This window comes from Streptomyces durocortorensis, from assembly GCF_031760065.1.
In the GTDB taxonomy this organism is placed as follows: domain Bacteria; phylum Actinomycetota; class Actinomycetes; order Streptomycetales; family Streptomycetaceae; genus Streptomyces.
Window position 1 is genome coordinate 4499697 of record NZ_CP134500.1, and the last position, 25092, is coordinate 4524788.

Annotated in this window: 36 protein-coding genes; 33 read left to right on the forward strand and 3 right to left on the reverse strand. The window is 68.1% G+C overall.

The features are described from left to right. Window positions 1–46: 46 nt before the first annotated feature. Together RI138_RS20090 and RI138_RS20095 are read right to left on the reverse strand one after the other, a co-directional pair. Window positions 47–772, reverse strand: a complete 726-nt coding sequence (locus RI138_RS20090) for a S1 family peptidase (RefSeq protein WP_096625044.1) — start codon at window positions 770–772, stop codon at window positions 47–49. 112 nt (window positions 773–884) lie between these two features. Then, window positions 885–2804 carry a PIG-L family deacetylase gene (locus RI138_RS20095; RefSeq protein ID WP_311122950.1) on the reverse strand — a complete coding sequence of 640 codons (1920 nt, stop codon included), beginning with the start codon at window positions 2802–2804 and terminating at the stop codon, window positions 885–887. A gap of 1516 nt (window positions 2805–4320) precedes the next feature. Here RI138_RS20095 and rpsJ point away from each other — a divergent pair. The 31 genes from rpsJ to truA all read left to right on the forward strand — a co-directional run bounded on the left by rpsJ (window position 4321) and on the right by truA (window position 21823). Then, window positions 4321–4629, forward strand: a complete 309-nt coding sequence (gene rpsJ, locus RI138_RS20100) for a 30S ribosomal protein S10 (protein WP_003948644.1) — start codon at window positions 4321–4323, stop codon at window positions 4627–4629. 13 nt (window positions 4630–4642) lie between these two features. Continuing rightward, entirely contained in the window at window positions 4643–5287 is a 645-nt protein-coding gene (gene rplC / locus RI138_RS20105) for a 50S ribosomal protein L3 (RefSeq protein WP_096625050.1), read from the forward strand. 4 nt (window positions 5288–5291) lie between these two features. Next, window positions 5292–5942 (forward strand): 50S ribosomal protein L4, encoded by a 651-nt coding sequence (gene rplD / locus RI138_RS20110; RefSeq protein WP_096625052.1) that lies wholly within the window; start codon window positions 5292–5294, stop codon window positions 5940–5942. Further along, window positions 5942–6265, forward strand: a complete 324-nt coding sequence (gene rplW, locus RI138_RS20115) for a 50S ribosomal protein L23 (RefSeq protein ID WP_014154589.1) — start codon at window positions 5942–5944, stop codon at window positions 6263–6265. The genes rplD and rplW overlap by 1 nt, the downstream gene beginning before the upstream one ends. A gap of 38 nt (window positions 6266–6303) precedes the next feature. Further along, entirely contained in the window at window positions 6304–7140 is an 837-nt protein-coding gene (gene rplB / locus RI138_RS20120) for a 50S ribosomal protein L2 (RefSeq protein WP_003966957.1), read from the forward strand. 12 nt (window positions 7141–7152) lie between these two features. Next, window positions 7153–7434 (forward strand): 30S ribosomal protein S19, encoded by a 282-nt coding sequence (gene rpsS, locus RI138_RS20125; protein WP_003966956.1) that lies wholly within the window; start codon window positions 7153–7155, stop codon window positions 7432–7434. 42 nt (window positions 7435–7476) lie between these two features. Next, on the forward strand, window positions 7477–7824 hold the full coding sequence (gene rplV, locus RI138_RS20130) for a 50S ribosomal protein L22 (RefSeq protein WP_004571827.1): 348 nt from the start codon (window positions 7477–7479) through the stop codon (window positions 7822–7824). Further along, entirely contained in the window at window positions 7824–8660 is an 837-nt protein-coding gene (gene rpsC / locus RI138_RS20135; protein ID WP_096625054.1) for a 30S ribosomal protein S3, read from the forward strand. Before rplV ends, rpsC begins: the two co-directional genes overlap by 1 nt. 5 nt (window positions 8661–8665) lie before the next feature. Then, window positions 8666–9085, forward strand: a complete 420-nt coding sequence (rplP, locus tag RI138_RS20140; RefSeq protein WP_003966953.1) for a 50S ribosomal protein L16 — start codon at window positions 8666–8668, stop codon at window positions 9083–9085. Then, on the forward strand, window positions 9085–9309 hold the full coding sequence (gene rpmC, locus RI138_RS20145) for a 50S ribosomal protein L29 (RefSeq protein WP_003966952.1): 225 nt from the start codon (window positions 9085–9087) through the stop codon (window positions 9307–9309). Before rplP ends, rpmC begins: the two co-directional genes overlap by 1 nt. Next, a complete protein-coding gene (gene rpsQ / locus RI138_RS20150) occupies window positions 9309–9596 on the forward strand; it encodes a 30S ribosomal protein S17 (RefSeq protein WP_096625056.1) in 288 nt (95 codons plus the stop codon). Before rpmC ends, rpsQ begins: the two co-directional genes overlap by 1 nt. Window positions 9597–9701: 105 nt before the next feature. Further along, on the forward strand, window positions 9702–10070 hold the full coding sequence (rplN, locus tag RI138_RS20155; protein WP_003966950.1) for a 50S ribosomal protein L14: 369 nt from the start codon (window positions 9702–9704) through the stop codon (window positions 10068–10070). Window positions 10071–10072: 2 nt separating this feature from the next. After that, window positions 10073–10396, forward strand: a complete 324-nt coding sequence (gene rplX / locus RI138_RS20160) for a 50S ribosomal protein L24 (protein ID WP_003966949.1) — start codon at window positions 10073–10075, stop codon at window positions 10394–10396. Then, window positions 10396–10953: a 50S ribosomal protein L5 gene (rplE, locus tag RI138_RS20165; protein ID WP_006126888.1), complete on the forward strand. Its 558-nt coding sequence runs from the start codon at window positions 10396–10398 to the stop codon at window positions 10951–10953. Before rplX ends, rplE begins: the two co-directional genes overlap by 1 nt. Window positions 10954–10955: 2 nt before the next feature. Then, complete coding sequence (locus RI138_RS20170; RefSeq protein WP_003948630.1) at window positions 10956–11141, forward strand: type Z 30S ribosomal protein S14; 186 nt, start codon at window positions 10956–10958, stop codon at window positions 11139–11141. 224 nt (window positions 11142–11365) lie between these two features. Beyond that, complete coding sequence (gene rpsH / locus RI138_RS20175) at window positions 11366–11764, forward strand: 30S ribosomal protein S8 (RefSeq protein ID WP_003966947.1); 399 nt, start codon at window positions 11366–11368, stop codon at window positions 11762–11764. 21 nt (window positions 11765–11785) lie between these two features. Beyond that, window positions 11786–12325 (forward strand): 50S ribosomal protein L6, encoded by a 540-nt coding sequence (gene rplF / locus RI138_RS20180; RefSeq protein ID WP_003966946.1) that lies wholly within the window; start codon window positions 11786–11788, stop codon window positions 12323–12325. Window positions 12326–12327: 2 nt separating this feature from the next. Continuing rightward, window positions 12328–12711, forward strand: coding sequence for a 50S ribosomal protein L18 (gene rplR / locus RI138_RS20185; protein WP_014047792.1), 384 nt, complete (start codon window positions 12328–12330; stop codon window positions 12709–12711). 47 nt (window positions 12712–12758) lie between these two features. Further along, window positions 12759–13364, forward strand: a complete 606-nt coding sequence (rpsE, locus tag RI138_RS20190; protein WP_096625060.1) for a 30S ribosomal protein S5 — start codon at window positions 12759–12761, stop codon at window positions 13362–13364. Further along, window positions 13364–13546: a 50S ribosomal protein L30 gene (gene rpmD, locus RI138_RS20195; protein ID WP_003966943.1), complete on the forward strand. Its 183-nt coding sequence runs from the start codon at window positions 13364–13366 to the stop codon at window positions 13544–13546. Before rpsE ends, rpmD begins: the two co-directional genes overlap by 1 nt. Window position 13547: 1 nt before the next feature. Further along, window positions 13548–14003 (forward strand): 50S ribosomal protein L15, encoded by a 456-nt coding sequence (rplO, locus tag RI138_RS20200; RefSeq protein WP_003966942.1) that lies wholly within the window; start codon window positions 13548–13550, stop codon window positions 14001–14003. 391 nt (window positions 14004–14394) lie between these two features. Then, on the forward strand, window positions 14395–15708 hold the full coding sequence (gene secY, locus RI138_RS20205) for a preprotein translocase subunit SecY (protein ID WP_096625062.1): 1314 nt from the start codon (window positions 14395–14397) through the stop codon (window positions 15706–15708). Then, on the forward strand, window positions 15708–16367 hold the full coding sequence (locus RI138_RS20210; RefSeq protein ID WP_311121055.1) for an adenylate kinase: 660 nt from the start codon (window positions 15708–15710) through the stop codon (window positions 16365–16367). Before secY ends, RI138_RS20210 begins: the two co-directional genes overlap by 1 nt. Window positions 16368–16503: 136 nt before the next feature. Next, a complete protein-coding gene (map, locus tag RI138_RS20215) occupies window positions 16504–17340 on the forward strand; it encodes a type I methionyl aminopeptidase (protein WP_311121056.1) in 837 nt (278 codons plus the stop codon). Window positions 17341–17512: 172 nt separating this feature from the next. Beyond that, window positions 17513–17734 (forward strand): translation initiation factor IF-1, encoded by a 222-nt coding sequence (infA, locus tag RI138_RS20220; RefSeq protein ID WP_003956442.1) that lies wholly within the window; start codon window positions 17513–17515, stop codon window positions 17732–17734. Between the two features lie 59 nt (window positions 17735–17793). After that, on the forward strand, window positions 17794–17907 hold the full coding sequence (gene rpmJ / locus RI138_RS20225) for a 50S ribosomal protein L36 (protein WP_003956441.1): 114 nt from the start codon (window positions 17794–17796) through the stop codon (window positions 17905–17907). Between the two features lie 194 nt (window positions 17908–18101). Further along, window positions 18102–18482, forward strand: a complete 381-nt coding sequence (gene rpsM / locus RI138_RS20230) for a 30S ribosomal protein S13 (protein WP_007446719.1) — start codon at window positions 18102–18104, stop codon at window positions 18480–18482. 104 nt (window positions 18483–18586) lie between these two features. Further along, on the forward strand, window positions 18587–18991 hold the full coding sequence (rpsK, locus tag RI138_RS20235) for a 30S ribosomal protein S11 (RefSeq protein WP_003956432.1): 405 nt from the start codon (window positions 18587–18589) through the stop codon (window positions 18989–18991). Between the two features lie 137 nt (window positions 18992–19128). Continuing rightward, a complete protein-coding gene (locus tag RI138_RS20240; protein ID WP_003966937.1) occupies window positions 19129–20151 on the forward strand; it encodes a DNA-directed RNA polymerase subunit alpha in 1023 nt (340 codons plus the stop codon). 226 nt (window positions 20152–20377) lie between these two features. Then, window positions 20378–20878: a 50S ribosomal protein L17 gene (gene rplQ, locus RI138_RS20245; protein WP_311121057.1), complete on the forward strand. Its 501-nt coding sequence runs from the start codon at window positions 20378–20380 to the stop codon at window positions 20876–20878. Between the two features lie 90 nt (window positions 20879–20968). Beyond that, on the forward strand, window positions 20969–21823 hold the full coding sequence (gene truA / locus RI138_RS20250) for a tRNA pseudouridine(38-40) synthase TruA (RefSeq protein WP_096625070.1): 855 nt from the start codon (window positions 20969–20971) through the stop codon (window positions 21821–21823). Window positions 21824–21874: 51 nt separating this feature from the next. On the opposite strand, the gene RI138_RS20255 is transcribed toward truA, so the two are convergent. Continuing rightward, window positions 21875–22726 carry a hypothetical protein gene (locus RI138_RS20255; protein WP_311121058.1) on the reverse strand — a complete coding sequence of 284 codons (852 nt, stop codon included), beginning with the start codon at window positions 22724–22726 and terminating at the stop codon, window positions 21875–21877. Window positions 22727–22792: 66 nt separating this feature from the next. Here RI138_RS20255 and RI138_RS20260 point away from each other — a divergent pair, with 66 nt between their 5' ends. Beyond that, window positions 22793–24412, forward strand: coding sequence for an ABC-F family ATP-binding cassette domain-containing protein (locus RI138_RS20260; protein WP_311121059.1), 1620 nt, complete (start codon window positions 22793–22795; stop codon window positions 24410–24412). Window positions 24413–24645: 233 nt separating this feature from the next. After that, the gene (rplM, locus tag RI138_RS20265; RefSeq protein WP_096625076.1) at window positions 24646–25089 is read left to right on the forward strand and encodes a 50S ribosomal protein L13; all 444 of its coding nucleotides are present in this window, start codon (window positions 24646–24648) and stop codon (window positions 25087–25089) included. The last annotated feature ends 3 nt before the right edge of the window (window positions 25090–25092 follow it).

Here is a 25092-nt window from a genome sequence, read left to right on the forward strand (position 1 = left end):
CCTCAGGGTGGCGAGGTGCAGGGGCCCTACGGCTCAAGGGGCGCGGTCAGACGCCCGCGATGGACTGGATCCAGGAGCGGTACGCGGTGACGTTCGTGTACGCGGTCGTGGTCTGCCGGTCGCTGGTGGAGGCCACGCCGACCTGGATGCCGTTCAACGTCATCGGGCCGCCCGAGTCGCCGCCGGCGGTGATGCCGTTGCCGCGGCGGGCGCAGATCGCCGAGCCGCCGTACGCGTCACCGCAGCCGTGGGTCACCGTCACATTGGCGACCTTCAGGTAGCGGGACTGGCAGTTGGCCTCGGAGCCGCACCGGGAGGTGGCGCCCCAGCCCCAGACCTGCACGTTCTGTCCGACGCGGACCGTACCCGGCTGGCCGAGGCGGGAGTAGGTGGTCTGCACCGAACGGTCCAGCCGGACGAGGGCCAGGTCCGAGCCGTGGGTGTAGGTCTGGACACCGTTCGCGACCACGCCGCCGCTGTGCTGGTCGAGGCTGCCGATGCGGAACGACAGACCGCCGCCGGTGACGCAGTGCCTGGCGGTGAGAATCCAGGTCGGCGCGATGATCGTCGCCGAACAGGTCTCGCGGCCGTTGGAGAACAGACGCGCGGCCCAGGGAGCGTTCTGGGCGTAGCCGCCGCCGATGATCTGGGCGGTCGGGGGCGGGGTGTCCTGGAGCGGCGGCGCGGGTGCGGCCGCCGCGGTAGGTGCGAAGAGGGCGAGAACACAGGCCGCTGCTGCGGCGAGCGCGGGCACTAACCTGGCTATGCGCATGGTTGCCTCGTTTCGCGCGACACGCTGGGTGGGCGTGTCCGTGGGGGATGGTGGGCAACAGGGTGCCGGAGCACGATGGGCCGGGGTACTAACGTTTGGCCATAACACCGCGCTATGGAACGGATATTGACGGTGCGTCATGCTGTCGGGCCGTGCTCCAGGGGCGCCATACCCAGGGCGCCGCGTCCGGCCCGAAACCGACGGAGGCCGGGCGGCCGTTCGGCGCGCCGAGGTGGAGGGCGGCGCCGTCCAGGGCGACGGGCCCCCGGGACCGTACGGCGGTGCCTTCGGCGGTACGCAGCTGGATGCGGCCCTCCGCGGACCGGCCCAGCAGGACCGGGCCGCCGGGGGAGGGGGCGGCGGCCACCGGCCCGTAGCCGGCGAAGCGGGGTGTGTTCTCGCTGTTCACCGCGGTGAGACCGGCCTTCGCGGCGGCCCGGTAGTACAGCTCCACGGACCCGTCCGGCGCGGGGAGGGCGGCGGGTGCGTGGGAGGGGGCGGGGGAGCCGGTGAGCGGGGCGCGGGCGGTGAGCCCGTCGCCGGGGGAGTCCTGGGTCCAGTGGTGCACCGCCTCGCGTCCGGCCGCGTACACGTGGACGCGGCCGGCCCGGTCCACCGTCGCGGTCAGCCCGTCCTGCACCTCGCCGCCGCCCAGGTCGTGCCAGGGGCTCCAGCCGCCGGTGACCGCGTCGCGCACCCGGGTGCTGATCCCCTTCTCCGCGTCGCGTACGAAGAGGTGGACCCGGCCGTCCGGGGCGGCCACGGCGACCGGTATGCCGATGCGGCGGCCGTGGTCGCGGCCGGGCGACGGGTTGCCGAGCCCCCGCCAGGCGCGGAAGGGGCCCTCCGGTGACGCCTGCTCCAGAAGCACGATCTCGCGCTCGTTGCCCGAGCCGTGGCCGCCGAGCGCCGCGAACCGCAGCCCGAACAGCAGCTGCCGCCCGTCCGCCGTGCTCGCCCCGCCCAGCACCGGGGCGAGCGGCCCGCCGCCGAGGTCCCGAGGCCCCTCCAGGACCCCGCTGCCGGGGGCACTCTCGCTCCACCGCACGGCCCGCAGCCCCAGCACCCCGTACACGGCGAGCCGCCCGTCCGGTTCCGCGGCGACAACGGCCCGGGGGCCCGGATAGCGGTGATGAGTGGAGCGGACCCAGCCCTTCCTGTTGGTCAGGGGGCGGTCGCCGCCGACGTTGTAGTCCCCGCAGCCCGACGGATTGCCGCACTCCCAGTCGTGCGCCCCGCCGTACGGCACCAGGTGCGCGGCCTTCCGCTCCAGCACCGCGGGCGGCAGGTTCTTGGGCCAGTGCCGGTTGTAGTACCCCCGGAACGAGGCCACGACGAACCCGGGCACCGGCTCCCCGCGCCCTGTCACCCTCGCCACCCAGCGGATCAGGGCCGCCCAGGCGAAACACCCGGCGGCGGTGTGGTCCGCGTGGTCGGAGTACCCGCGCTGCTCGCTGTCCCGGCGGCGCTCGTACTCGCTGCTGAACTGGAGGTCGGGATCGGGGTCGAGCGTGTGCACGAGGGTGGGCCGGTACCGCTCCAGCAGCCCGACCAGGACGTCGATCAGACCCTCGTACGTGTACGAACCGGCCCGCTCCAGCGGCGAGTCCTCGGCGACGACGGTCCGCAGCTCCAGCAGGCGGTCCTGCCAGAGGCTGGGCAGCCCGAGGCGGCCGCGCCCGGTGTGCATCGCGGTGTTCAGGAAGACCAGCTCGACCCGGCGCGCCCCGTCGGTCAGGACGTTCACCTCGGCCCGGTGGCCGCCGTGCAGGGACAGCACGGATTTCCGCCAGGGTGTGAACCGGTCGAGCCCGAGCAGCTCGGCGTACGCCTGCCGCAGGCCCTGGTGCCGGGCGGAGGAGTACGCGGCCCGGTCGGGGGCCGGGCGCGGGGCCCCGGGAATCTTGTTGAGGCCGTCGGCCTCGCCCGCCGTGAGGTACACGCAGACCACCGGGGTCCCGGCGTCGAGGGCCTCACGGGTGTCCGGGTTCATGAAGTAGAGGTCGTCGTCGGGGTGGGCGAGGAGCTGCATGACCAGGGCCCGCCGGGCACTCGCTATGGCCAGGCCGGGCGCCGGGTCGGGTGCGGGGTTCCGGCGGCGGGGAGCCGGCAGGGAACACCCGGCGAGCGCGGCGGTCGCGGTCGCGGTGAGGAGGAGCGTGCGCCGGGCGACCGGTATTCGGGGCAGGGCAGGTCGATCCGTCACGCGCGTACTCCGTCCGCTTCCCCCGCAGCGGGCGGGATGACTGCCCTGTCCTGCGTCTGTCGTCTGTGCGAGGGGTCAGACGGAGATCGGCGCGGCGGGGTTGTGCGCGGGCGCGCGGGAGTGACGCGGATCGCCCTGCTGCCGGACGCCGCCCTCCCGCAGCCGCCGTCAGGCGGTGGGCGCGGTCGACCGCGTACCCGTGCTGCCCCGCAGCAGGGCGGCGCCGAGCGGGGTGAGGGTGTGCAGGACGGAGGAGGCGTGGCGGTGGCTGACGATCAGGCCGTTGTCCCGGAGCGTGGTGGCGTGCTGGCTGGCGGACGACGCGGAGACGCCGGCGAAGCGGGCCAGCTCGCCGGTGGTGGCGCCGTTGGCGGCGGCGCGCAGGACGGCGGGCCCGGGTGCGCCCGAGCAACGTCGCCAGGGACGCGCCGGAGCCGAGGTCCCCGGGGAGCGTGGAGTGGTGGGGCTCGTGGCTGAGCGAGTAGAACAGCACCGGTTCGAGCGTCGGCTCGGCGAGGCTCACCGGGTTGCCCCAGGAGAAGTACGACGGGACGAGGAGGAGACCGCGGCCGTCCAGACGCAGGTCGCGGTCCTCGGGGTAGGTGGCGTGCAGGACGGGGCGCTGCCAGCGCAGGCAGGGCCCCAGCCCCCGGAGCGCCCCCTCGGTCCCGTGGTCGAGCACGGCGCGGGCGCGGGCGGACCGCTCCGCCTCGACCCGTGCCAGGGCGTGCTCGCCGTGCGGCGCGATGACGGTGTCGTAGTAGGTCCGCATCGCCCCGGTTCCGGTGCGGCCGGGCTCGTGTTCCCGGGCCGCCTCGGTCCTGAGCATCGCGAAGCCGGGGAGGCACCGGCCAGGGTTTTCGGTACCGTCCGAAAAGCCCAGGACACCAGGGGGGAGGCTTATGTTCCGCATAGTGGCCGGGGCGGGGGACCCGCCGGATGCGCGCCCGCGTTTGAGTACGCGCTCGCTCGGGGTAGGATTCCCGACTCGATTGGCCAGGCCCGCGCCCCGTATGGCACACTGACCAGGTTGCTCGGTTGAGTGTCAATGCTGCGCGCCTCCCGCCGGGAGGACCGGAAGCGAGTCCCACAGTACTCGTCGGCCCTGTATGGGCCGGACGTACGGGAATCTTCCGGGAAGCAAAGCAGGGCGCCGGCCAGGCACCCGGTGGGTGTTCCGCCCCCGGTTCCGCGGTCTCAGGGCCCGCACCCCCTTGGTTGGGATCTCCTTCGGGAGATTTTCGTAGAGGGGATGCGACACGCCCGACCGCGTGGGTCGGAGGAGGAGTCCAGAGAACCCCTGGGTTCCAGAGCGTTACGAGAGACAGGACTACTAGTAGCCATGGCGGGACAGAAGATCCGCATCCGGCTCAAGGCCTACGACCACGAGGTCATCGACTCCTCGGCGAAGAAGATCGTCGAGACGGTGACCCGCACTGGTGCGTCGGTCGCGGGCCCGGTGCCGCTGCCCACTGAGAAGAACGTGTACTGCGTCATCAAGTCGCCGCACAAGTACAAGGACTCGCGCGAGCACTTCGAGATGCGCACGCACAAGCGCCTCATCGACATCCTCGACCCCACGCCGAAGACGGTTGACTCGCTGATGCGTCTCGACCTGCCGGCGGGCGTCGACATCGAGATCAAGCTCTGAGGTGACGCGCGAGATGGCTAAGAACATTAAGGGCGTCCTGGGCGAGAAGCTCGGCATGACCCAGGTCTGGGACGAGAACAACCGGGTTGTCCCGGTGACCGTCGTCAAGGCCGGGCCCTGCGTCGTCACCCAGGTCCGCACCAACGACAACGACGGCTACGAAGCGGTCCAGATCGCCTTCGGCGAGATCGACCCGCGCAAGGTGAACAAGCCCCTCAAGGGTCACTTCGCCAAGGCCGACGTCACCCCGCGCCGCCACCTGGTGGAGCTCCGCACCCCTGACGCCAGCGAGTACACGCTGGGCCAGGAGGTCACTGCCGAGGTGTTCGAGTCCGGCGTCAAGGTTGACGTCACGGGCAAGAGCAAGGGCAAGGGCTTCGCCGGTGTCATGAAGCGTCACAACTTCAAGGGCCTCGGCGCCGGGCACGGCACCCAGCGCAAGCACCGTTCCCCCGGTTCCATCGGTGGCTGCGCCACCCCTGGGCGTGTCTTCAAGGGCATGCGCATGGCGGGCCGCATGGGTAACGAGCGCGTCACCACCCAGAACCTGACCATCCACGCGGTTGACGCGGAGAAGGGTCTGCTCCTCATCAAGGGCGCGGTCCCCGGTCCGAACGGCGGCCTCGTCCTGGTCCGTACCGCGGCCAAGGGGGCTTGAGGTAATGAGCACCATTGACATCCTTTCGCCGGCAGGCGACAAGGCCGGTACCGTCGACCTCCCCGCGGAGATCTTCGACGCGAAGACCAGCGTTCCGCTGATCCACCAGGTCGTTGTCGCTCAGCTGGCGGCTGCCCGTCAGGGCACGCACAAGACCAAGCGCCGCGGCGAAGTCCGCGGTGGTGGCAAGAAGCCTTACCGCCAGAAGGGCACCGGCCGCGCCCGTCAGGGTTCGACCCGCGCCCCGCAGTTCGCCGGTGGTGGCGTCGTCCACGGCCCGCAGCCGCGTGACTACTCGCAGCGGACCCCGAAGAAGATGAAGGCCGCCGCCCTGCGCGGTGCCCTCTCCGACCGGGCCCGTCACTCCCGTATCCACGTCGTCACCGGCGTGGTCGAGGGTGCCGCCTCCACGAAGGCCGCCAAGACGCTGTTCGGCAAGATCTCGGAGCGCCAGAACCTGCTCCTGGTCGTCGACCGCGCCGACGAGGCCGCGTGGCTGTCCGCGCGCAACCTGCCCCAGGTGCACATCCTGGAGCCGGGCCAGCTCAACACGTACGACGTGATCGTCTCTGACGACGTGGTCTTCACCCAGGCCGCCTTCGAGTCCTTCGTGTCTGGCCCCCAGACCGCTGAGACCGAAGGGAGCGACGCCTGATGAGCGAGGCGACCGTTACCAGCAAGACGTACTCGGACCCGCGTGACGTTCTCGTCAAGCCCGTGGTCTCCGAGAAGAGCTACGCGCTGCTCGACGAGAACAAGTACACGTTCATCGTCGCGCCCGGCTCCAACAAGACCCAGATCAAGCAGGCCGTGGAAGCGGTCTTCTCGGTCAAGGTCACCGGGGTCAACACGATCAACCGGCAGGGTAAGCGCAAGCGCACCAAGACCGGCTTCGGCAAGCGCGCCGACACGAAGCGCGCCATCGTGACCCTCGCCGAGGGCGACCGTATCGACATCTTCGGCGGCCCGACCTCCTAGTGAGGTCGAGTCGTCCGGAATCGGACGAGGACTGAGAAATGGGTATCCGCAAGTACAAGCCGACGACCCCGGGCCGTCGTGGCTCCAGCGTCGCCGACTTTGTCGAGATCACGCGGTCCACGCCGGAGAAGTCGCTGGTCCGCCCCCTGCACAGCAAGGGCGGCCGTAACAACGCCGGTCGTGTGACCGTTCGCCACCAGGGTGGTGGCCACAAGCGCGCCTACCGAGTGATCGACTTCCGTCGTCACGACAAGGACGGCGTGCCGGCCAAGGTCGCGCACATCGAGTACGACCCGAACCGCACCGCGCGTATCGCGCTGCTGCACTACGCGGACGGCGAGAAGCGTTACATCGTCGCTCCCCGTGGCCTGTCGCAGGGTGACCGTGTCGAGAACGGTCCGACCGCCGACATCAAGCCCGGCAACAACCTGGCGCTGCGCAACATCCCGGTCGGTACGACCATCCACGCCATCGAGCTGCGGCCCGGCGGCGGCGCGAAGTTCGCCCGTTCCGCGGGTGCCTCCGTGCAGCTGCTGGCGAAGGAGGGCACCATGGCCCACCTTCGTATGCCGTCGGGTGAGATCCGCCTGGTCGACGCGCGCTGCCGCGCGACGATCGGCGAGGTCGGCAACGCCGAGCAGTCGAACATCAACTGGGGCAAGGCCGGCCGCATGCGCTGGAAGGGCGTTCGCCCGACCGTCCGCGGTGTCGCGATGAACCCGGTTGACCACCCGCACGGTGGTGGTGAAGGCAAGACCTCCGGTGGTCGCCACCCGGTCTCGCCGTGGGGTCAGAAGGAGGGTCGTACTCGTTCTCCCAAGAAGGCGAGCAACAAGTACATCGTCCGCCGCCGCAAGACGAACAAGAAGCGCTAGGAGCGGGTTTAGATGCCGCGCAGTCTCAAGAAGGGGCCCTTCGTCGACGGCCACCTCATCAAGAAGGTGGACGTACAGAACGAGGCAGGCACCAAGAACGTCATCAAGACCTGGTCCCGTCGCTCGATGATCGTCCCGGCCATGCTGGGTCACACCATCGCGGTGCACAACGGCAAGATCCACGTCCCGGTGTTCGTCACCGAGTCGATGGTCGGCCACAAGCTCGGCGAGTTCTCGCCGACTCGCACCTTCCGCGGCCACGTCAAGGACGACCGGAAGTCGAAGCGCCGCTAGCGCGGGGTGGAAACGACTATGACTTACACCGAAGGGACAACCATGGAAGCCAGGGCCCAGGCGCGGTACATCCGCGTCACGCCCATGAAGGCCCGCCGCGTGGTGGACCTCATCCGTGGCATGGATGCCACGGAGGCTCAGGCGGTCCTGCGTTTCGCCCCGCAGGCCGCGAGCGTGCCGGTTGGCAAGGTGCTGGACAGCGCCATTGCCAACGCTGCACACAACTACGACCACACCGACGCCTCTTCGCTGGTCATCAGCGAGGCGTACGTGGACGAGGGTCCGACCCTGAAGCGGTTCCGTCCGCGTGCTCAGGGCCGGGCCTACCGGATCCGTAAGCGGACCAGCCACATCACCGTGGTCGTCAGCAGCAAGGAAGGAACCCGGTAATGGGCCAGAAGGTAAACCCGCACGGGTTCCGGCTCGGCATCACCACGGACTTCAAGTCCCGCTGGTACGCCGACAAGCTGTACAAGGACTACGTCAAGGAAGACGTCGCCATTCGTCGCATGATGACGAAGGGCATGGAGCGGGCCGGCATCTCGAAGGTCGAGATCGAGCGCACCCGCGACCGCGTCCGCGTTGACATCCACACCGCCCGCCCGGGCATCGTCATCGGTCGCCGTGGCGCCGAGGCCGATCGCATCCGCGGCGAGCTGGAGAAGCTGACCGGCAAGCAGGTCCAGCTGAACATCCTTGAGGTCAAGAACCCCGAGGTGGACGCTCAGCTGGTGGCCCAGGCCGTCGCCGAGCAGCTCTCCTCCCGCGTCTCCTTCCGTCGTGCCATGCGTAAGAGCATGCAGAGCTCGATGAAGGCCGGCGCCAAGGGCATCAAGATCCAGTGCGGCGGTCGCCTCGGCGGCGCCGAGATGTCCCGCTCGGAGTTCTACCGCGAGGGCCGTGTGCCCCTGCACACGCTCCGCGCGAACGTCGACTACGGCTTCTTCGAGGCCAAGACGACCTTCGGCCGCATCGGCGTGAAGGTCTGGATCTACAAGGGCGACGTCAAGAACATCGCCGAGGTTCGCGCCGAGAACGCCGCGGCCCGCGCCGGCAACCGTCCGGCTCGTGGCGGCGCTGACCGCCCGGCCGGCCGCGGTGGCCGTGGTGGCGAGCGTGGCGGTCGCGGCCGTAAGCCGCAGCAGTCGGCTCCGGCAGCCGAGGCCCCCAAGGCCGACGCTACCGCCGCTGCTCCGGCTGCTGAGAGCACCGGAACGGAGGCCTGACCGAAATGCTGATCCCCCGTAGGGTCAAGCACCGCAAGCAGCACCACCCGAAGCGCAGCGGTATGTCCAAGGGTGGCACGCAGGTTGCGTTCGGCGAGTACGGCATCCAGGCGCTGACCCCGGCGTACGTGACGAACCGTCAGATCGAGTCCGCTCGTATCGCGATGACCCGTCACATCAAGCGTGGCGGCAAGGTCTGGATCAACATCTACCCGGACCGTCCCCTGACGAAGAAGCCTGCCGAGACCCGCATGGGTTCCGGTAAGGGTTCTCCCGAGTGGTGGATCGCGAACGTCAAGCCGGGTCGGGTGATGTTCGAGCTGTCCTACCCGAACGAGAAGATTGCTCGTGAGGCGCTTACCCGCGCTGCTCACAAGCTTCCGATGAAGTGCCGGATCGTTCGGCGCGAGGCAGGTGAGTCGTGATGTCGGCCGGTACCAAGGCGTCCGAGCTGCGCGAGCTGGGCGACGAGGAGCTCCTCAACAAGCTCCGCGAAGCCAAGGAAGAGCTGTTCAACCTCCGCTTCCAGGCGGCGACGGGCCAGCTCGAGAACCACGGCCGGCTCAAGTCCGTCCGTAAGGACATCGCCCGGATCTACACCCTGATGCGCGAGCGCGAGCTGGGCATCGAGACGGTGGAGAGCGCCTGATGAGCGAGAAGACTGTGACTGAGACCAGCAAGATCGACCGCGGTTTCCGCAAGACCCGTGAGGGTCTGGTCGTCAGCGACAAGATGGACAAGACCGTCGTCGTCGCCGTCGAGGACCGTGTGAAGCACGCGCTGTACGGCAAGGTCATCCGCCGTACGAACAAGCTCAAGGCCCACGACGAGCAGAACTCCGCCGGCGTCGGCGACCGTGTCCTCATCATGGAGACGCGTCCGCTGTCCGCCTCGAAGCGCTGGCGCATCGTCGAGATCCTCGAGAAGGCCAAGTAATTCCTGAGGGGTTTCCCTCAGGTCAGTTCCGCCAGGCTCGGTGAGGTGCCTCTCCGGTAACGGAGAGGCACCCGCCGGGAACCGGCAGACGATCAGGAGATAGACGTGATCCAGCAGGAGTCGCGACTGCGCGTCGCCGACAACACGGGTGCGAAGGAAATTCTCACCATTCGTGTTCTCGGTGGCTCGGGTCGCCGCTACGCGGGTATCGGTGACGTCATCGTTGCCACCGTCAAGGACGCGATCCCCGGTGGCAACGTGAAGAAGGGTGACGTCGTCAAGGCCGTCATCGTTCGCACCGTCAAGGAGCGTCGTCGTCAGGATGGCTCGTACATCCGCTTCGACGAGAACGCCGCCGTCATTCTGAAGAACGACGGCGACCCCCGCGGCACCCGCATCTTCGGCCCCGTGGGCCGAGAGCTGCGCGAGAAGAAGTTCATGAAGATCATCTCGCTCGCGCCGGAGGTGCTGTAAGCATGAAGATCAAGAAGGGCGACCTGGTTCAGGTCATCACCGGTAAGGACAAGGGCAAGCAGGGCAAGGTCATCGTGGCCTACCCCGCTCAGGACCGCGTCCTCGTCGAGGGTGTCAACCGGGTCAAGAAGCACACCAAGGCCGGTCAGACGGCTCGCGGCTCGCAGACGGGTGGCATCGTCACCACCGAGGCCCCCATTCACGTCAGCAACGTGCAGCTGGTCGTGGAGAAGGACGGCAACAAGGTTGTCACCCGCGTCGGCTACCGCTTTGACGACGAGGGCAACAAGATCCGCGTTGCCAAGCGGACCGGTGAGGACATCTGATGACTGCCACCACTGCGCCGCGTCTCAAGACGCGCTACCGCGAGGAAATCGCCGGCAAGCTGCGTGAGGAGTTCTCGTACGAGAACGTCATGCAGGTTCCCGGTCTGGTCAAGATCGTGGTCAACATGGGTGTGGGCGACGCCGCCCGCGACTCCAAGCTGATCGACGGGGCCGTCCGCGACCTCACCACGATCACCGGTCAGAAGCCGGCCGTCACCAAGGCCCGCAAGTCCATCGCGCAGTTCAAGCTGCGCGAGGGCCAGCCGATCGGCTGCCACGTCACCCTCCGCGGTGACCGGATGTGGGAGTTCCTGGACCGTACGCTGTCGCTCGCGCTGCCGCGTATCCGTGACTTCCGTGGTCTGTCGCCGAAGCAGTTCGACGGCCGTGGCAACTACACCTTCGGTCTCACGGAGCAGGTCATGTTCCACGAGATCGACCAGGACAAGATCGACCGGGTCCGGGGCATGGACATCACCGTGGTCACCACGGCGACCAACGACGACGAGGGTCGTGCCCTCCTTCGTCACCTCGGCTTCCCGTTCAAGGAGAACTGACCGTGGCGAAGAAGGCTCTGATCGCTAAGGCCGCCCGTAAGCCGAAGTTCGGCGTTCGCGGGTACACCCGCTGCCAGCGCTGCGGCCGGCCCCACTCCGTCTACCGCAAGTTCGGCCTCTGCCGCGTGTGCCTTCGTGAGATGGCTCACCGTGGCGAGCTGCCGGGCGTGACCAAGAGCTCCTGGTAACTCTCCTTCGCCCCCTGGGCGTTGGAAGTACCCGGAGACTCTCGGTAAGCATCTGGTCGGCAGGAGCCCCGCCTTTCATGCCGTAGGCTTGAAGGGTTGGGCGCCTGCCGCCCAAGACCGACTTACTACGCCGTAGGTCCCCGCACCGCACCCGTCCCGCCACTGAGTGGGGAGAGGGATGGTGCATACAGGAAACCCCGGCGAGAGAGGCCGAAGGCCAATTCATGACCATGACTGATCCCATCGCAGACATGCTCACGCGTCTGCGTAACGCGAACTCGGCGTACCACGACTCCGTCGTGATGCCGCACAGCAAGATCAAGTCGCACATCGCGGAGATCCTCCAGCAGGAGGGCTTCATCACCGGCTGGAAGGTCGAGGACGCCGAGGTCGGCAAGAACCTCGTCCTTGAGCTGAAGTTCGGCCCGAACCGCGAGCGCTCGATCGCCGGCATCAAGCGGATCTCGAAGCCGGGTCTGCGTGTTTACGCGAAGTCCACCAACCTGCCGAAGGTCCTCGGCGGCCTGGGCGTGGCGATCATCTCCACGTCCCACGGTCTCCTGACCGGCCAGCAGGCAGGCAAGAAGGGCGTAGGTGGGGAAGTCCTCGCCTACGTCTGGTAGTCGGGAAAGGAAGGAAAGCTCATGTCGCGAATCGGCAAGCTCCCCATCCAGGTTCCCGCCGGTGTGGACGTCACCATCGATGGCCGTACGGTCGCGGTGAAGGGCCCCAAGGGTTCCCTCACGCACACCGTCGCCGCGCCGATCGAGGTCTCCAAGGGCGAGGACGGCGTTCTCAACGTCACCCGCCCGAACGACGAGCGTCAGAACAAGGCCCTCCACGGCCTGTCCCGCACGCTGGTGGCGAACATGATCACCGGCGTGACCGCGGGTTACTCCAAGGCGCTTGAGATCAGCGGTGTCGGTTACCGCGTCCAGGCAAAGGGCTCCAACCTGGAGTTCGCCCTGGGCTACAGCCACCCGATCCTCATCGAGGCTCCGGAAGGCATCACCTTCAAGGTCGAGTCGCCCACGAAGCTCAGCGTCGAGGGCATCGACAAGCAGAAGGTCGGCGAGGTAGCCGCCAACATCCGCAAGCTGCGGAAGCCCGACCCGTACAAGGCCAAGGGCGTCAAGTACGCGGGCGAGGTCATCCGCCGCAAGGTCGGAAAGGCTGGTAAGTAGCCATGGCATACGGTGTGAAGATCGCCAAGGGCGACGCTTACAAGCGTGCCGCTCTCAAGCGGCGGCACATCCGCGTCCGCAAGCACATCTCCGGTTCGCCGGAGCGTCCCCGCTTGGTCGTGACGCGTTCCAACCGCCACATCGTGGCCCAGGTCATCGACGACATCGCGGGCCACACGCTCGCGTCGGCGTCGACCCTGGACACCTCGATCCGTGGTGGCGAGGGCGACAAGAGCGCCCAGGCCAAGCAGGTCGGCGCCCTGGTCGCCGAGCGTGCCAAGGCTGCAGGCGTCGAGGCCGTCGTGTTTGACCGCGGTGGTAACCAGTACGCCGGGCGGATTGCCGCTCTGGCTGACGCCGCCCGTGAAGCCGGGCTGAAGTTCTAAGCCCCGGTTCCTACGCACAGCGGACGTAACAGAGAGAGGTAAATCCAATGGCTGGACCCCAGCGCCGCGGAAGCGGTGCCGGTGGCGGCGAGCGGCGGGACCGGAAGGGCCGTGACGGTGGCGCCAGCGCCGCCGAGAAGACCGCGTACGTCGAGCGCGTCGTCGCGATCAACCGCGTCGCCAAGGTTGTGAAGGGTGGTCGTCGCTTCAGCTTCACCGCGCTGGTCGTGGTGGGCGATGGTGACGGCACCGTCGGTGTCGGATACGGCAAGGCCAAGGAAGTTCCCGCGGCCATCGCCAAGGGTGTCGAAGAGGCCAAGAAGAACTTCTTCAAGGTCCCCCGCATCCAGGGCACCATCCCTCACCCGATCCAGGGCGAGAAGGCTGCGGGCGTCGTCCTGCTGAAGCCTGCTTCCCCCGGTACCGGTGTTATCGCCGGTGGCCCGGTGCGCGCCGTTCTGGAGTGCGCCGGCGTTCACGACATCCTGTCGAAGTCGCTCGGCTCCGACAACGCGATCAACATCGTGCACGCGACCGTGGCGGCCCTCAAGGGCCTGCAGCGTCCCGAGGAGATCGCGGCTCGCCGTGGTCTGCCCCTTGAGGACGTCGCCCCCGCGGCTCTGCTGCGTGCACGTGCGGGAGCGGGTGCGTAATGGCTCGCCTCAAGATCACGCAGACGAAGTCGTACATCGGCAGCAAGCAGAACCACCGCGACACCCTGCGTTCGCTCGGGCTCAAGCGCCTGAACGACTCGGTTGTCAAGGAGGACCGCCCCGAGTTCCGCGGAATGGTGCACACCGTCCGCCACCTCGTGACGGTTGAGGAGGTTGACTGACATGGCGGAGAACAGCCCGCTGAAGGCCCACAACCTCCGGCCTGCCCCGGGCGCCAAGACCGCCAAGACCCGTGTGGGTCGTGGTGAGGCGTCCAAGGGTAAGACCGCAGGCCGTGGTACCAAGGGTACGAAGGCCCGTTACCAGGTTCCGGAGCGCTTCGAGGGTGGCCAGATGCCCCTCCACATGCGTCTCCCGAAGCTCAAGGGCTTCAAGAACCCGTTCCGCACGGAGTACCAGGTCGTGAACCTGGACAAGCTCGCGACGCTCTACCCCGAGGGTGGAGAGGTCACGGTGGCCGACCTGGTCGCCAAGGGCGCTGTGCGCAACAACCACCTCGTCAAGGTCCTCGGACAGGGCGAGATCTCCGTGGCACTGCAGGTTTCGGTTGACGCCGTCTCCGGCTCCGCCAAGGAGAAGATCACCGCCGCCGGCGGTACGGTCACCGAGCTCGTCTGAGCCGCGGGACAGAACTGAGCCTGGTCGGCTGCCTCTTCGGAGGCGGTCGGCCAGGCTTTTCCGCGTGCCCGGGCCTTTCGTGCCGCTGTACGGGAACCGTAAAGCCTCGGGAAAGGTTGAACGGGTGTTGCCTGTACCGGTGATGGGGGAGCCCGATGACGCTGACGTCCCAATTGATATGGCTTCGCCGCTCTTTCCCGGCGTGGCGCGGGTGATGGGCGCTGCACCGGGAGGCAGCGCGTGTTTCCTGCTCAGCGCTGGGCCGGGTAGGGTGGCGCCGTTAATCTTTTGTGGCCTCCTTACGATGTAGGGCTGCCTTGTATCCGATCCCGTCCAGTCCCATCCAGACCCGTCGCCTCTGACGCATAGCGCGGGGGTCGCAGGAGGCACCGTGTTCACCGCGTTCGCCCGAGCGTTCAAGACGCCCGACCTGCGCAAGAAGCTGCTCTTCACGCTCGGCATCATCGTGATCTACCGGCTCGGGGCACACATCCCGTCTCCCGGGGTCGACTACGCGAAGGTGCAGCAATGCATCGACCAGGCCGACTCGGGTGGCCTCCTCGGTCTGATGCAGATGTTCAGCGGTGGCGCCCTGTTGCAGATCACCATCTTCGCGCTCGGCATCATGCCGTACATCACGGCCAGCATCATTCTCCAGCTGCTGACCGTCGTGATCCCGCGCCTGGAAGCCCTCAAGAAGGAGGGGCAGTCCGGCACGGCCAAGATCACGCAGTACACGCGTTATCTGACGGTGGCTCTGGCCATCCTCCAGGGCACTGGCCTCGTCGCCACCGCCCGGAGCGGGGCGCTGTTCCAGAACTGCTCCGTGGCCAACCAGATCGTCGCGGACAAGTCGGTCTTCACCACGATCATCATGGTCCTGACGATGACCGCCGGAACGGCCGCCGTGATGTGGCTCGGCGAGCTCATCACCGACCGCGGCATCGGCAACGGCATGTCGATCCTGATGTTCATCTCGATCGCCGCCACGTTCCCCGGCGCCCTGTGGGCCATCAAGGAGAGCGGCAAGCTGGCCGACGGCTGGATCGAGTTCGGCACCGTCATCCTCATCGGCTTCGTGATGGTCGGCCTCGTCGTCTTCGTCGAGCAGGCCCAGCGCCGCATCCCGGTGCAGTACGCGAAGCGCATGATCGGACGCCGGTCCTACGGCGGTACGTCCACGTACATCCCGCTGAAGGTGAACCAGGCGGGTGTGATTCCCGTCATCTTCGCCTCGTCGCTGCTCTACATCCCGGCGCTGATCGTCCAGTTCTCCAACTCCCAGGCGGGCTGGGCGACCTGGATCCAGGACAACTTCGTGACGGGTGACCACCCGTATTACATCGCGACGTACTTCGTACTCATCGTGTTCTTCGCCTTCTTCTACGTGGCCATCTCGTTCAACCCCGACGAGGTCGCCGACAACATGAAGAAGTATGGTGGCTTCATCCCGGGTATCCGGGCAGGTCGACCTACTGCCGAGTATCTGAGCTACGTGCTCAACAGGATCACTTGGCCGGGCTCGCTGTACCTGGGCCTGATCGCTCTGGTGCCGACGATGGCGTTGGCAGGCTTCGGCGGTGCGAACCAGAACTTCCCGTTCGGCGGGACGAGCATCCTCATCATCGTGGGTGTGGGTCTGGAAACCGTGAAGCAGATCGAGAGTCAGCTCCAGCAGCGCAATTACGAAGGGTTCCTCCGCTGATGCGAATCGTCCTCGTCGGGCCTCCGGGTGCCGGCAAGGGAACGCAGGCTGCGTACCTTGCCGAGAACCTGTCGATTCCGCACATCTCCACGGGCGACCTCTTCCGCGCCAACATCAGCCAGGGCACCGACCTTGGCAAGCAGGCCCGTGCCTACATGGACGCGGGTCAGCTGGTGCCGGACGAGGTCACCATCGGGATGGCCAAGGACCGCATGTCCCAGCCGGACGCCGTGAACGGCTTCCTGCTGGACGGCTTCCCGCGGAACGTGGGTCAGGCCGAAGCCCTTGACGTGATGCTCAAGGACGAGGGCGTGAAGCTCGACGCGGTCCTCGACCTGGAGGTCCCCGAGGATGAGGTCGTGAAGCGGATCGCGGGCCGCCGCATCTGCCGCAACGACAGCGCGCACGTCTTCCACGCGACGTACAACAAGCCGAAGACCGAAGGTGTCTGTGACACCTGCGGCGGCGAGCTGTACCAGCGGGACGACGACAGCGAGGAGACGGTCCGGACCCGGCTGGAGGTCTACCACTCGCAGACCGAGCCGATCATCGACTACTACCGGGCCCAGGGTCTGGTGGTGACCATCTCCGCGCTCGGCAAGGTCACCGAGGTGACCGCCCGCGCGATGGAGGCGCTGAACAAGCCCTCCGAGGGCTGAGCGCCCCCGTACCACCCGCTGTGCAAGCCGGCCGCGGCGCCTCAGGGCGCCGCGGCCGACTGCTTGCGCCCGTATCGTTGAATACGCCGCAGCCCCAGCCGTACCCGTCACCGTCGATGCAGAGAGGCGCCGAGCAATGGTGCAGATCAAGACCCCCGAGCAGATCGCGAAGATGCGCGAGGCGGGCCTGGTGGTCGCTGCCATTCACGCCGCCACCCGTGAGGCGGCCGTTCCCGGGGCCACCACCAAGGACCTGGACCAGGTGGCCCGCAAGGTGATCGCCGACCACGGAGCGAAGTCGAACTTCCTCGGGTACGGCGGGTTCCCCGCGACCATCTGCACCTCGGTCAACGAGGTCGTCGTCCACGGCATCCCGGACGAGAAGACGGTCCTCAAGGACGGCGACATCATCTCGATCGACGCCGGGGCCATCGTGGACGGCTGGCACGGCGATGCCGCGTACACCGCCTTCGTGGGCATCGGTCACGCTCCGGAGCTGGTCGAGCTCTCCCGGGTGACCGAGGAGTCGATGTGGGCCGGGATCGCCGCGATGAAGGCGAACAACCGCCTCGTCGACATCTCCAGGGCGATCGAGACCTACATCCGCCGCCAGCCCCGCCCGGCGACCGGGAAGTACGGGATCATCGAGGACTTCGGCGGCCACGGCATCGGCACCGAGATGCACATGGACCCGCACCTGCTGAACTACGTCTCCCGCAAGCGCGGCAAGGGCATCAAGCTGGTCCCGGGCGTCTGCCTGGCGATCGAGCCCATGGTCTCGCTCGGCACGGCGCAGACGGAGACCCTGGGCGACGACTGGACGGTCATCACGACGGACGGCACCTGGTCCTCGCACTGGGAGCACTCCATCGCGCTGACCGAGCAGGGGCCGCTGGTCCTGACCGCCCCGGACTGCGGCAGGGCGAAGCTCGCGGAGTACGGAATCGAGGCGGCTCCGGACCCCCTGGGCTGATGTGACCCCTGCGGGAGGTCTAAGGATCATTCCAGCTGGGCAAACTTGACGGATTCGTCTTTTGGAGTCCGCTGACGTAGACTGACTCGTCGGCTCTGGTGCATCCGTGTGTCCGCAGGTAGGACAAGGGATCGCGAGAGTCGATCAAGGTAGCCGATTCGAAAGGCGAAGCGTGGCCAAGAAGCAAGGTGCCATCGAGATTGAGGGCACCGTGATCGAGTCCCTCCCGAACGCAATGTTCAAGGTGGAGCTCCAGAACGGTCACAAGGTCCTGGCGCACATCAGCGGCAAGATGCGGATGCACTACATCCGTATTCTCCCGGATGACCGGGTCGTGGTGGAGCTCTCTCCGTACGACCTGACGCGTGGCCGGATCGTCTACCGCTACAAGTAGATCTTGCCGGCACCCCGTTTCGGCGGGTGATGGCACTGACCCGGAGAACCTGACATCCCATGAAGGTCAAGCCGAGCGTCAAGAAGATCTGCGACAAGTGCAAGGTGATCCGCCGTCACGGTCGGGTCATGGTCATCTGCGACAACCTGCGCCACAAGCAGCGCCAGGGCTGACGCACGACCGCCTGCATCTCGCAGTTCTTCGCGCGACGCACGTAATTCGTACATACGCAGAGCCCGTCCAAGCCACGGCTGACGACACCTCCGGCGGGGGCCGGGGACCCGGACGTACCACTGCTCCACGGGAGCGGTCGGCGGTCGGGAGTGGCACTGCGGAAGACCCCCGATCTAACAACTGGAGCCATTGAATGGCACGCGTTTCAGGTGTTGACATCCCGCGCGAAAAGCGCGTGGAGGTTGCCCTCACCTACGTCTTCGGTATCGGGCGCACCCGGTCCAAGGAGATCCTCGCCAGCACAGGCGTGAACCCGGACGCCCGCGTCCGCGACCTTGCCGAGGAAGACCTCGTCAAGATCCGCGAGTACGTGGACGCCAACCTCCGCACCGAGGGTGACCTCCGCCGCGAGGTCCAGGGCGACATCCGCCGCAAGATCGAGATCGGCTGCTACCAGGGCATTCGTCACCGCCGTGGTCTGCCGGTCCACGGTCAGCGCACCAGCACGAACGCGCGTACCCGCAAGGGCCCGCGTCGCGCCATCGCCGGTAAGAAGAAGCCGGGCAAGAAGTAGTCCTCAGCGGACGCACTGCGTAATCCGGTTCGCCGGACCACCGCAGCAACCAGCGGTCTTCGCTGTAGGACCGATCACCTCCCCTCTCCATCTGGAGTCAAGACATGCCCCCCAAGGGTCGTCAGGGCGCAGCCAAGAAGGTGCGTCGCAAGGAAAAGAAGAACGTCGCTCACGGCCACGCGCACATCAAGAGCACGTTCAACAACACCATCGTCTCGATCACGGACCCCTCGGGCAACGTGATCTCCTGGGCCTCCGCCGGCCACGTCGGCTTCAAGGGCTCGCGCAAGTCCACCCCCTTCGCCGCGCAGATGGCCGCCGAGTCGGCCGCCCGCCGCGCGCAGGAGCACGGCATGCGCAAGGTCGACGTCTTCGTCAAGGGTCCCGGCTCCGGCCGTGAGACCGCGATCCGCTCGCTCCAGGCCACCGGCCTGGAGGTCGGTTCGATCCAGGACGTCACCCCGACGCCGCACAACGGCTGCCGTCCGCCGAAGCGTCGCCGCGTCTGATCCGCGACGGCCGGTGACGGCCGTGCGTCAGTAGCGCCGGGTCCGGGCGGTGCGCCTCATATGGGGCGCACCGCCCGTACCCTTGTTACATCTGTCGGGCATCAAATAGTGGGTGCCCACGACTGAAGGATCACCACATGCTTATCGCTCAGCGTCCGTCGCTGACCGAAGAGGTCGTCGACGAGTTCCGCTCCCGGTTCGTGATCGAGCCGCTGGAGCCGGGCTTCGGTTACACCCTCGGCAACTCCCTCCGCCGTACGCTCCTCTCCTCGATCCCCGGTGCCGCTGTCACCAGCATCCGGATCGACGGTGTCCTGCACGAGTTCACCACCGTGCCGGGCGTCAAGGAGGACGTCACCGACCTCATCCTCAACATCAAGCAGCTCGTCGTCTCCTCGGAGCACGACGAGCCGGTCGTGATGTACCTGCGCAAGCAGGGCCCGGGTCTGGTCACCGCCGCCGACATCGCGCCCCCGGCCGGTGTCGAGGTGCACAACCCCGACCTCGTTCTCGCCACGCTCAACGGCAAGGGCAAGCTGGAGATGGAGCTGACCGTCGAGCGCGGTCGCGGCTACGTCTCCGCCGTCCAGAACAAGCAGGTCGGCCAGGAGATCGGCCGGATTCCGGTCGACTCCATCTACTCGCCGGTGCTCAAGGTCACGTACAAGGTCGAGGCGACCCGTGTCGAGCAGCGCACCGACTTCGACAAGCTGATCGTCGACGTCGAGACCAAGCAGGCCATGCGTCCCCGTGACGCCATGGCGTCGGCCGGTAAGACCCTGGTCGAGCTGTTCGGTCTGGCGCGCGAGCTCAACATCGACGCCGAGGGCATCGACATGGGCCCGTCCCCGACGGACGCCGCGCTCGCCGCCGATCTGGCTCTGCCGATCGAGGAGCTGGAGCTCACGGTCCGTTCGTACAACTGCCTCAAGCGCGAGGGCATCCACTCCGTGGGTGAGCTCGTGGCCCGTTCCGAGGCGGACCTGCTCGACATCCGCAACTTCGGTGCGAAGTCGATCGACGAGGTCAAGGCGAAGCTGGCCGGTATGGGCCTCGCGCTGAAGGACTCGCCTCCCGGCTTCGACCCGACCGCCGCCGCCGACGCCTTCGGCGCCGACGACGACGCGGACGCCGGTTTCGTGGAGACCGAGCAGTACTGATCGCCTCCCGGCTGGAGGTGCCCGGTTCTGAGGGTGCCTCCGGGCCGGGGCTGAGGCTTTGTCCTCAATCGCCGGACGGGCTCGGTTTCGGCTGATGTCCGGCGAAAGCCGGGTGGGCTTGAGACATCGAGCCCGGTCGGCGCGTACGACTTCCGGGAGGCGTCCGCCTCACGGGAACTGACACCGGTACCTGATACGGCCGGTGCAGCACACAAGGAGAATCACCATGCCGCGTCCCGCAAAGGGTGCCCGTCTGGGCGGCAGCGCCGCGCACGAGCGTCTGCTCCTCGCCAACCTGGCGAAGTCGCTGTTCGAGCACGGCCGCATCACGACGACCGAGGCCAAGGCCCGCCGCCTGCGTCCGGTCGCCGAGCGCCTCGTCACCAAGGCGAAGAAGGGCGACATCCACAACCGTCGCCTGGTGCTCCAGACGATCACGGACAAGAGCGTCGTCCACACGCTCTTCACCGAGATCGCTCCCCGGTACGAGAACCGCCCCGGTGGTTACACCCGTATCACCAAGATCGGCAACCGTCGTGGCGACAACGCCCCGATGGCGGTCATCGAGCTGGTCGAGGCGCTGACCGTGGCCCAGCAGGCCACCGGTGAGGCCGAGGCCGCCACGAAGCGCGCGGTCAAGGAAGACGCCCTCAAGAAGGACGAGGCCCCCGCGGCCGACGCCGAGGCCGTCGAGAAGGCCGACGACGCGGAGTCGAAGGACGCCTGAGCGTCTTAGCGACCACTGGACGGGCCCGCATCACCCTTCGGGGCGGTGCGGGCCCGTTCTGCTGACCAGGGGAGTTGAGAGGATGACGCGGTGAGTGACGAGGCGGAGCCCGGTTTCGTACGGGTGCGGCTGGACCTGTCCTACGACGGCAAGGACTTCTCCGGCTGGGCGAAGCAGACCGGTCGGCGCACGGTGCAGGGGGAGATCGAGGACGCGCTGCGGACCGTGACCCGGTCGGCCGTGACGTACGACCTGACGGTGGCGGGCCGCACCGACGCCGGGGTGCACGCGCGCGGCCAGGTGGCCCACGTGGACCTGCCGGAGGAGGTGTGGGCCGAGCACGAGGAGAAGCTGCTGCGACGGCTGGCGGGGCGGCTGCCCCGGGATGTACGGATCTGGCGGGCGGCCCCGGCCCCTGCGGGGTTCAACGCCCGCTTCTCCGCGCTCTGGCGGCGTTACGCCTACCGGGTCGGCGACCGGCCCGGCGGGGTCGATCCGCTGGTCCGGGGCCATGTGCTGTGGCACGAGCGGCCGTTGGACGTGGACGCGATGAACGAGGCGGCCACGCCGATGGTCGGGGAGCACGACTTCGCGGCGTACTGCAAGAAGCGCGAGGGTGCGACCACCATCCGTACGCTCCAGAAGTTCAGCTGGGTACGGGAGGAGGCTTCCGGGGTCCTGACCGCGACCGTGCAGGCGGACGCGTTCTGCCACAACATGGTGCGGGCGCTGATCGGGGCGGCGCTGTTCGTGGGCGACGGGCGGCGTCCGGCCGACTGGCCCGCCGAGGTGCTCGCGGCGAAGGTGCGCGACCCCGGGGTGCACGTGGTGCGGCCGCACGGGCTGACGCTGGAGGAAGTGGCTTACCCGGCGGACGATTTGCTGGCGGCCCGGGCCGAAGAGGCGCGGAACGTGCGGACGTTGCCGGGGGCGGGGTGCTGCTGAGCGGTGAACTCCCGGGCCCGCGCCCGGGAGTCGGCGTTCTTCCGCGGGCGGTCAGCCGTTGGGGTCCGCGGCAGCCTGGGAGGCCTGGAGCTGGCCGCGGCGGTGGATCTGGCGGAAGGTGAAGTCCGTGAGGTCGTCGCCGACCGAGAACACGTTCTTGTCCGCGGTGGTGACCCGCTTGCCGTCGAGGAAGCCGCCGACGGTGAAGTAGGCGTACCGGCCGTAGGAGTTGGTGGTGCGCCGGCAGACCGTGCCGCCGCGGCAGAAGGTGTCGACGCCTCCGCCGCTGAGCGAGGCGAGGCCGCCCTCGGCCTGGTCGACGGTCTTCTTCGCGCGGGACTCCGTGTCGAAGACGGCGATGCCGACGGTGACGGCCACCCCGTCCTTGCGGTAGGTGGCGCGGATGAGCTGCCGGCAGCCGTTGTTCGCGAGGATCGCGCCGAGGGCGCCCTGGGTGCCCGACGCGCAGTTCGTGGTGCGGTTCGTCGCGCCCTTGAGGTGGACGCGGTCGCCCATGGTGAGCTTCTTGCCGGGGAAGAAGCCGTCGACGGTGATCGGCGCCTTGTCCTTGGCGGCGCTGGATATGTAGTCCTTGGGGTCCGGCGGGGGCGGCGGCGCGACCGAGGAGAAGGAGGGCGCGGGCGCCGAGGTGTCCTCGGGCAGGTCGGCGGGGGCGGGCAGTCGGCTCGCGCTCTTGTCGGAGTCGCCCTTGCCGCCGCCGTTCGTGGTGACGACGGCCGTCGTCACGATCGCGCCGATCGCCACGGTGGCGACCACGCCGCCGCCGATCATCATCAGTTTCCTGCGGCGGGAGCGCGCCGCGGACTCCTCCGCCAGCGCCGCCCAGTCCGGAGTTCCGCCGCCCCCGGGCCCCCAGGAGGCCCCCCCTTGCCCAAAGCTCATGCGCGCAGTTTAGGGCTTTGATAATCCGGTTGGGCCAGGGCTTCGCCGACCGTGACAATGCTCGGTATGGGACATCTCGAAGCGGGCCACCTGGAGTACTACCTACCGGACGGGCGGGTGCTGCTCGGCGACGCCTCGTTCCGGGTGGCCGACGGAGCCGTCGTCGCCCTCGTCGGGGCGAACGGGGCGGGGAAGACGACGCTGCTGCGGCTGCTGGCGGGGGAGCTCCAGCCGCACGGCGGCTCGGTCTCGGTGAGCGGCGGGCTGGGGGTGATGCCGCAGTTCGTGGGCTCGGTGCGGGACGAGCGGACCGTACGGGACCTCCTGGTCTCCGTCTCCCAGCCGCGCGTCCGGGAGGCGGCGAAGGCGGTCGACGCGGCCGAGGAGAAGATCCTCACCGTCGACGACGAGGCCGCGCAGATGGCGTACGCGCAGGCGCTGAGCGACTGGGCCGAGGCGCGCGGCTACGAGGCCGAGACGGTCTGGGACATGTGCACGACGGCCGCGCTGGGCGTCCCGTACGAGAAGGCGCAGTGGCGCGAGGTGCGCACGCTCAGCGGCGGTGAGCAGAAGCGGCTGGTGCTGGAGGCGCTGCTGCGCGGGCCCGACGAGGTGCTGCTGCTCGACGAGCCGGACAACTATCTGGACGTGCCGGGCAAGCGGTGGCTGGAGGAGAAGCTGAAGGAGACCCGTAAGACGGTCCTCTTCGTCTCCCACGACCGGGAGCTGCTCTCCCGGGCCGCCGAGAAGATCGTCAGCGTCGAGCCGAGCGCGGCGGGCAGCGACGTATGGGTGCACGGTGGCGGCTTCGCCACGTACCACCAGGCGCGCAAGGAGCGGTTCGCGCGGTTCGAGGAGCTGCTGCGGCGCTGGCAGGAGGAGCACGCCCGGCTGAAGGCGCTCGTCCTGCGGATGCGGCAGCAGGCGGCGAACAGCCCCGACATGGCCAACCGCTACCACGCGATGCAGACCCGCTTCAAGAAGTTCGAGGAGGCGGGCCCGCCGCCGGAGCCGCCGCGCGAGCAGGACATCAGGATGCGGCTGCGCGGCGGGCGGACCGGGGTGCGGGCGGTGACCTGCAAGGGCCTGGAGCTGACCGGCCTGATGAAGCCGTTCGACCTGGAGATCTACTACGGGGAGCGGGTCGCGGTCCTCGGCTCCAACGGGTCGGGCAAGTCGCACTTCCTGCGGCTGCTGGCGGGGGAGCCGGTGGCGCACACGGGGGAGTGGAAGCTCGGGGCGCGGGTCGTGCCGGGCCACTTCGCCCAGACGCACGCGCACCCGGAGCTGCTGGGCAGGACGCTGGTGGAGATCCTCTGGTCGGAGCATGCCAAGGACCGGGGCGGGGCGATGGGGGTGCTGCGCCGGTACGAGCTGGAGCGGCAGGGTGACCAGGCCTTCGAGCGGCTGTCCGGCGGGCAGCAGGCACGGTTCCAGATCCTGCTCCTGGAGCTGGCGGGCACCACCGCGCTGCTCCTGGACGAGCCGACGGACAACCTGGACCTGGAGTCGGCGGAGGCGTTGCAGGACGGCCTGGAGGTGTACGACGGCACGGTGATGGCCGTCACGCACGACCGGTGGTTCGCGAAGTCCTTCGACCGGTATCTGGTCTTCGGCTCGGACGGGGTGGTCCGGGAGACGGTGGAGCCGGTGTGGGACGAGCGGAGGGTGCAGCGGGCGCGGTGACCTCGGAGGTCGGCGCGTTTTGACCCATCCGGGGCGGGGCGGGTAGTGTCGACGATTGTTATACGTATTGGCTGCGTCGTTCTCATGCGAAGGCCATTGCGTAGGTTCTCTGGAGCAGTTACCAGTGGCTCGCATACGGGCGGTGTTCCCGGCATTGTGTGCCCCAGCTGCATGATCGCTTCAGAGGTGTCGTGTGTATGGACCCCATCCACTGAAGAAGCGAAGGCTACGAAGTGCGTACGTACAGCCCCAAGCCCGGCGATGTCACTCGCCAGTGGCACATCATTGACGCTCAGGACATCGTCCTGGGCCGTCTGGCCACCACGGCCGCGAACCTCCTCCGAGGCAAGCACAAGGCGATCTACGCCCCCCACATGGACATGGGCGACTTCGTCATCATCATCAACGCCGAGAAGGTTCACCTCTCCGGCAACAAGAAGACCCAGAAGATGGCGTACCGCCACTCGGGCTTCCCGGGCGGTCTCCGTTCGGTGCGCTACGACGAGCTCCTCTCGAAGAACCCCGAGAAGGCCGTCGAGAAGGCCATCAAGGGCATGATCCCCAAGAACAGCCTGGGCCGTCAGATGCTCTCGAAGCTCAAGGTCTACGCGGGCGACCAGCACCCGCACGCTGCTCAGCAGCCGGTCCCGTTCGAGATCACCCAGGTCGCGCAGTAGTTC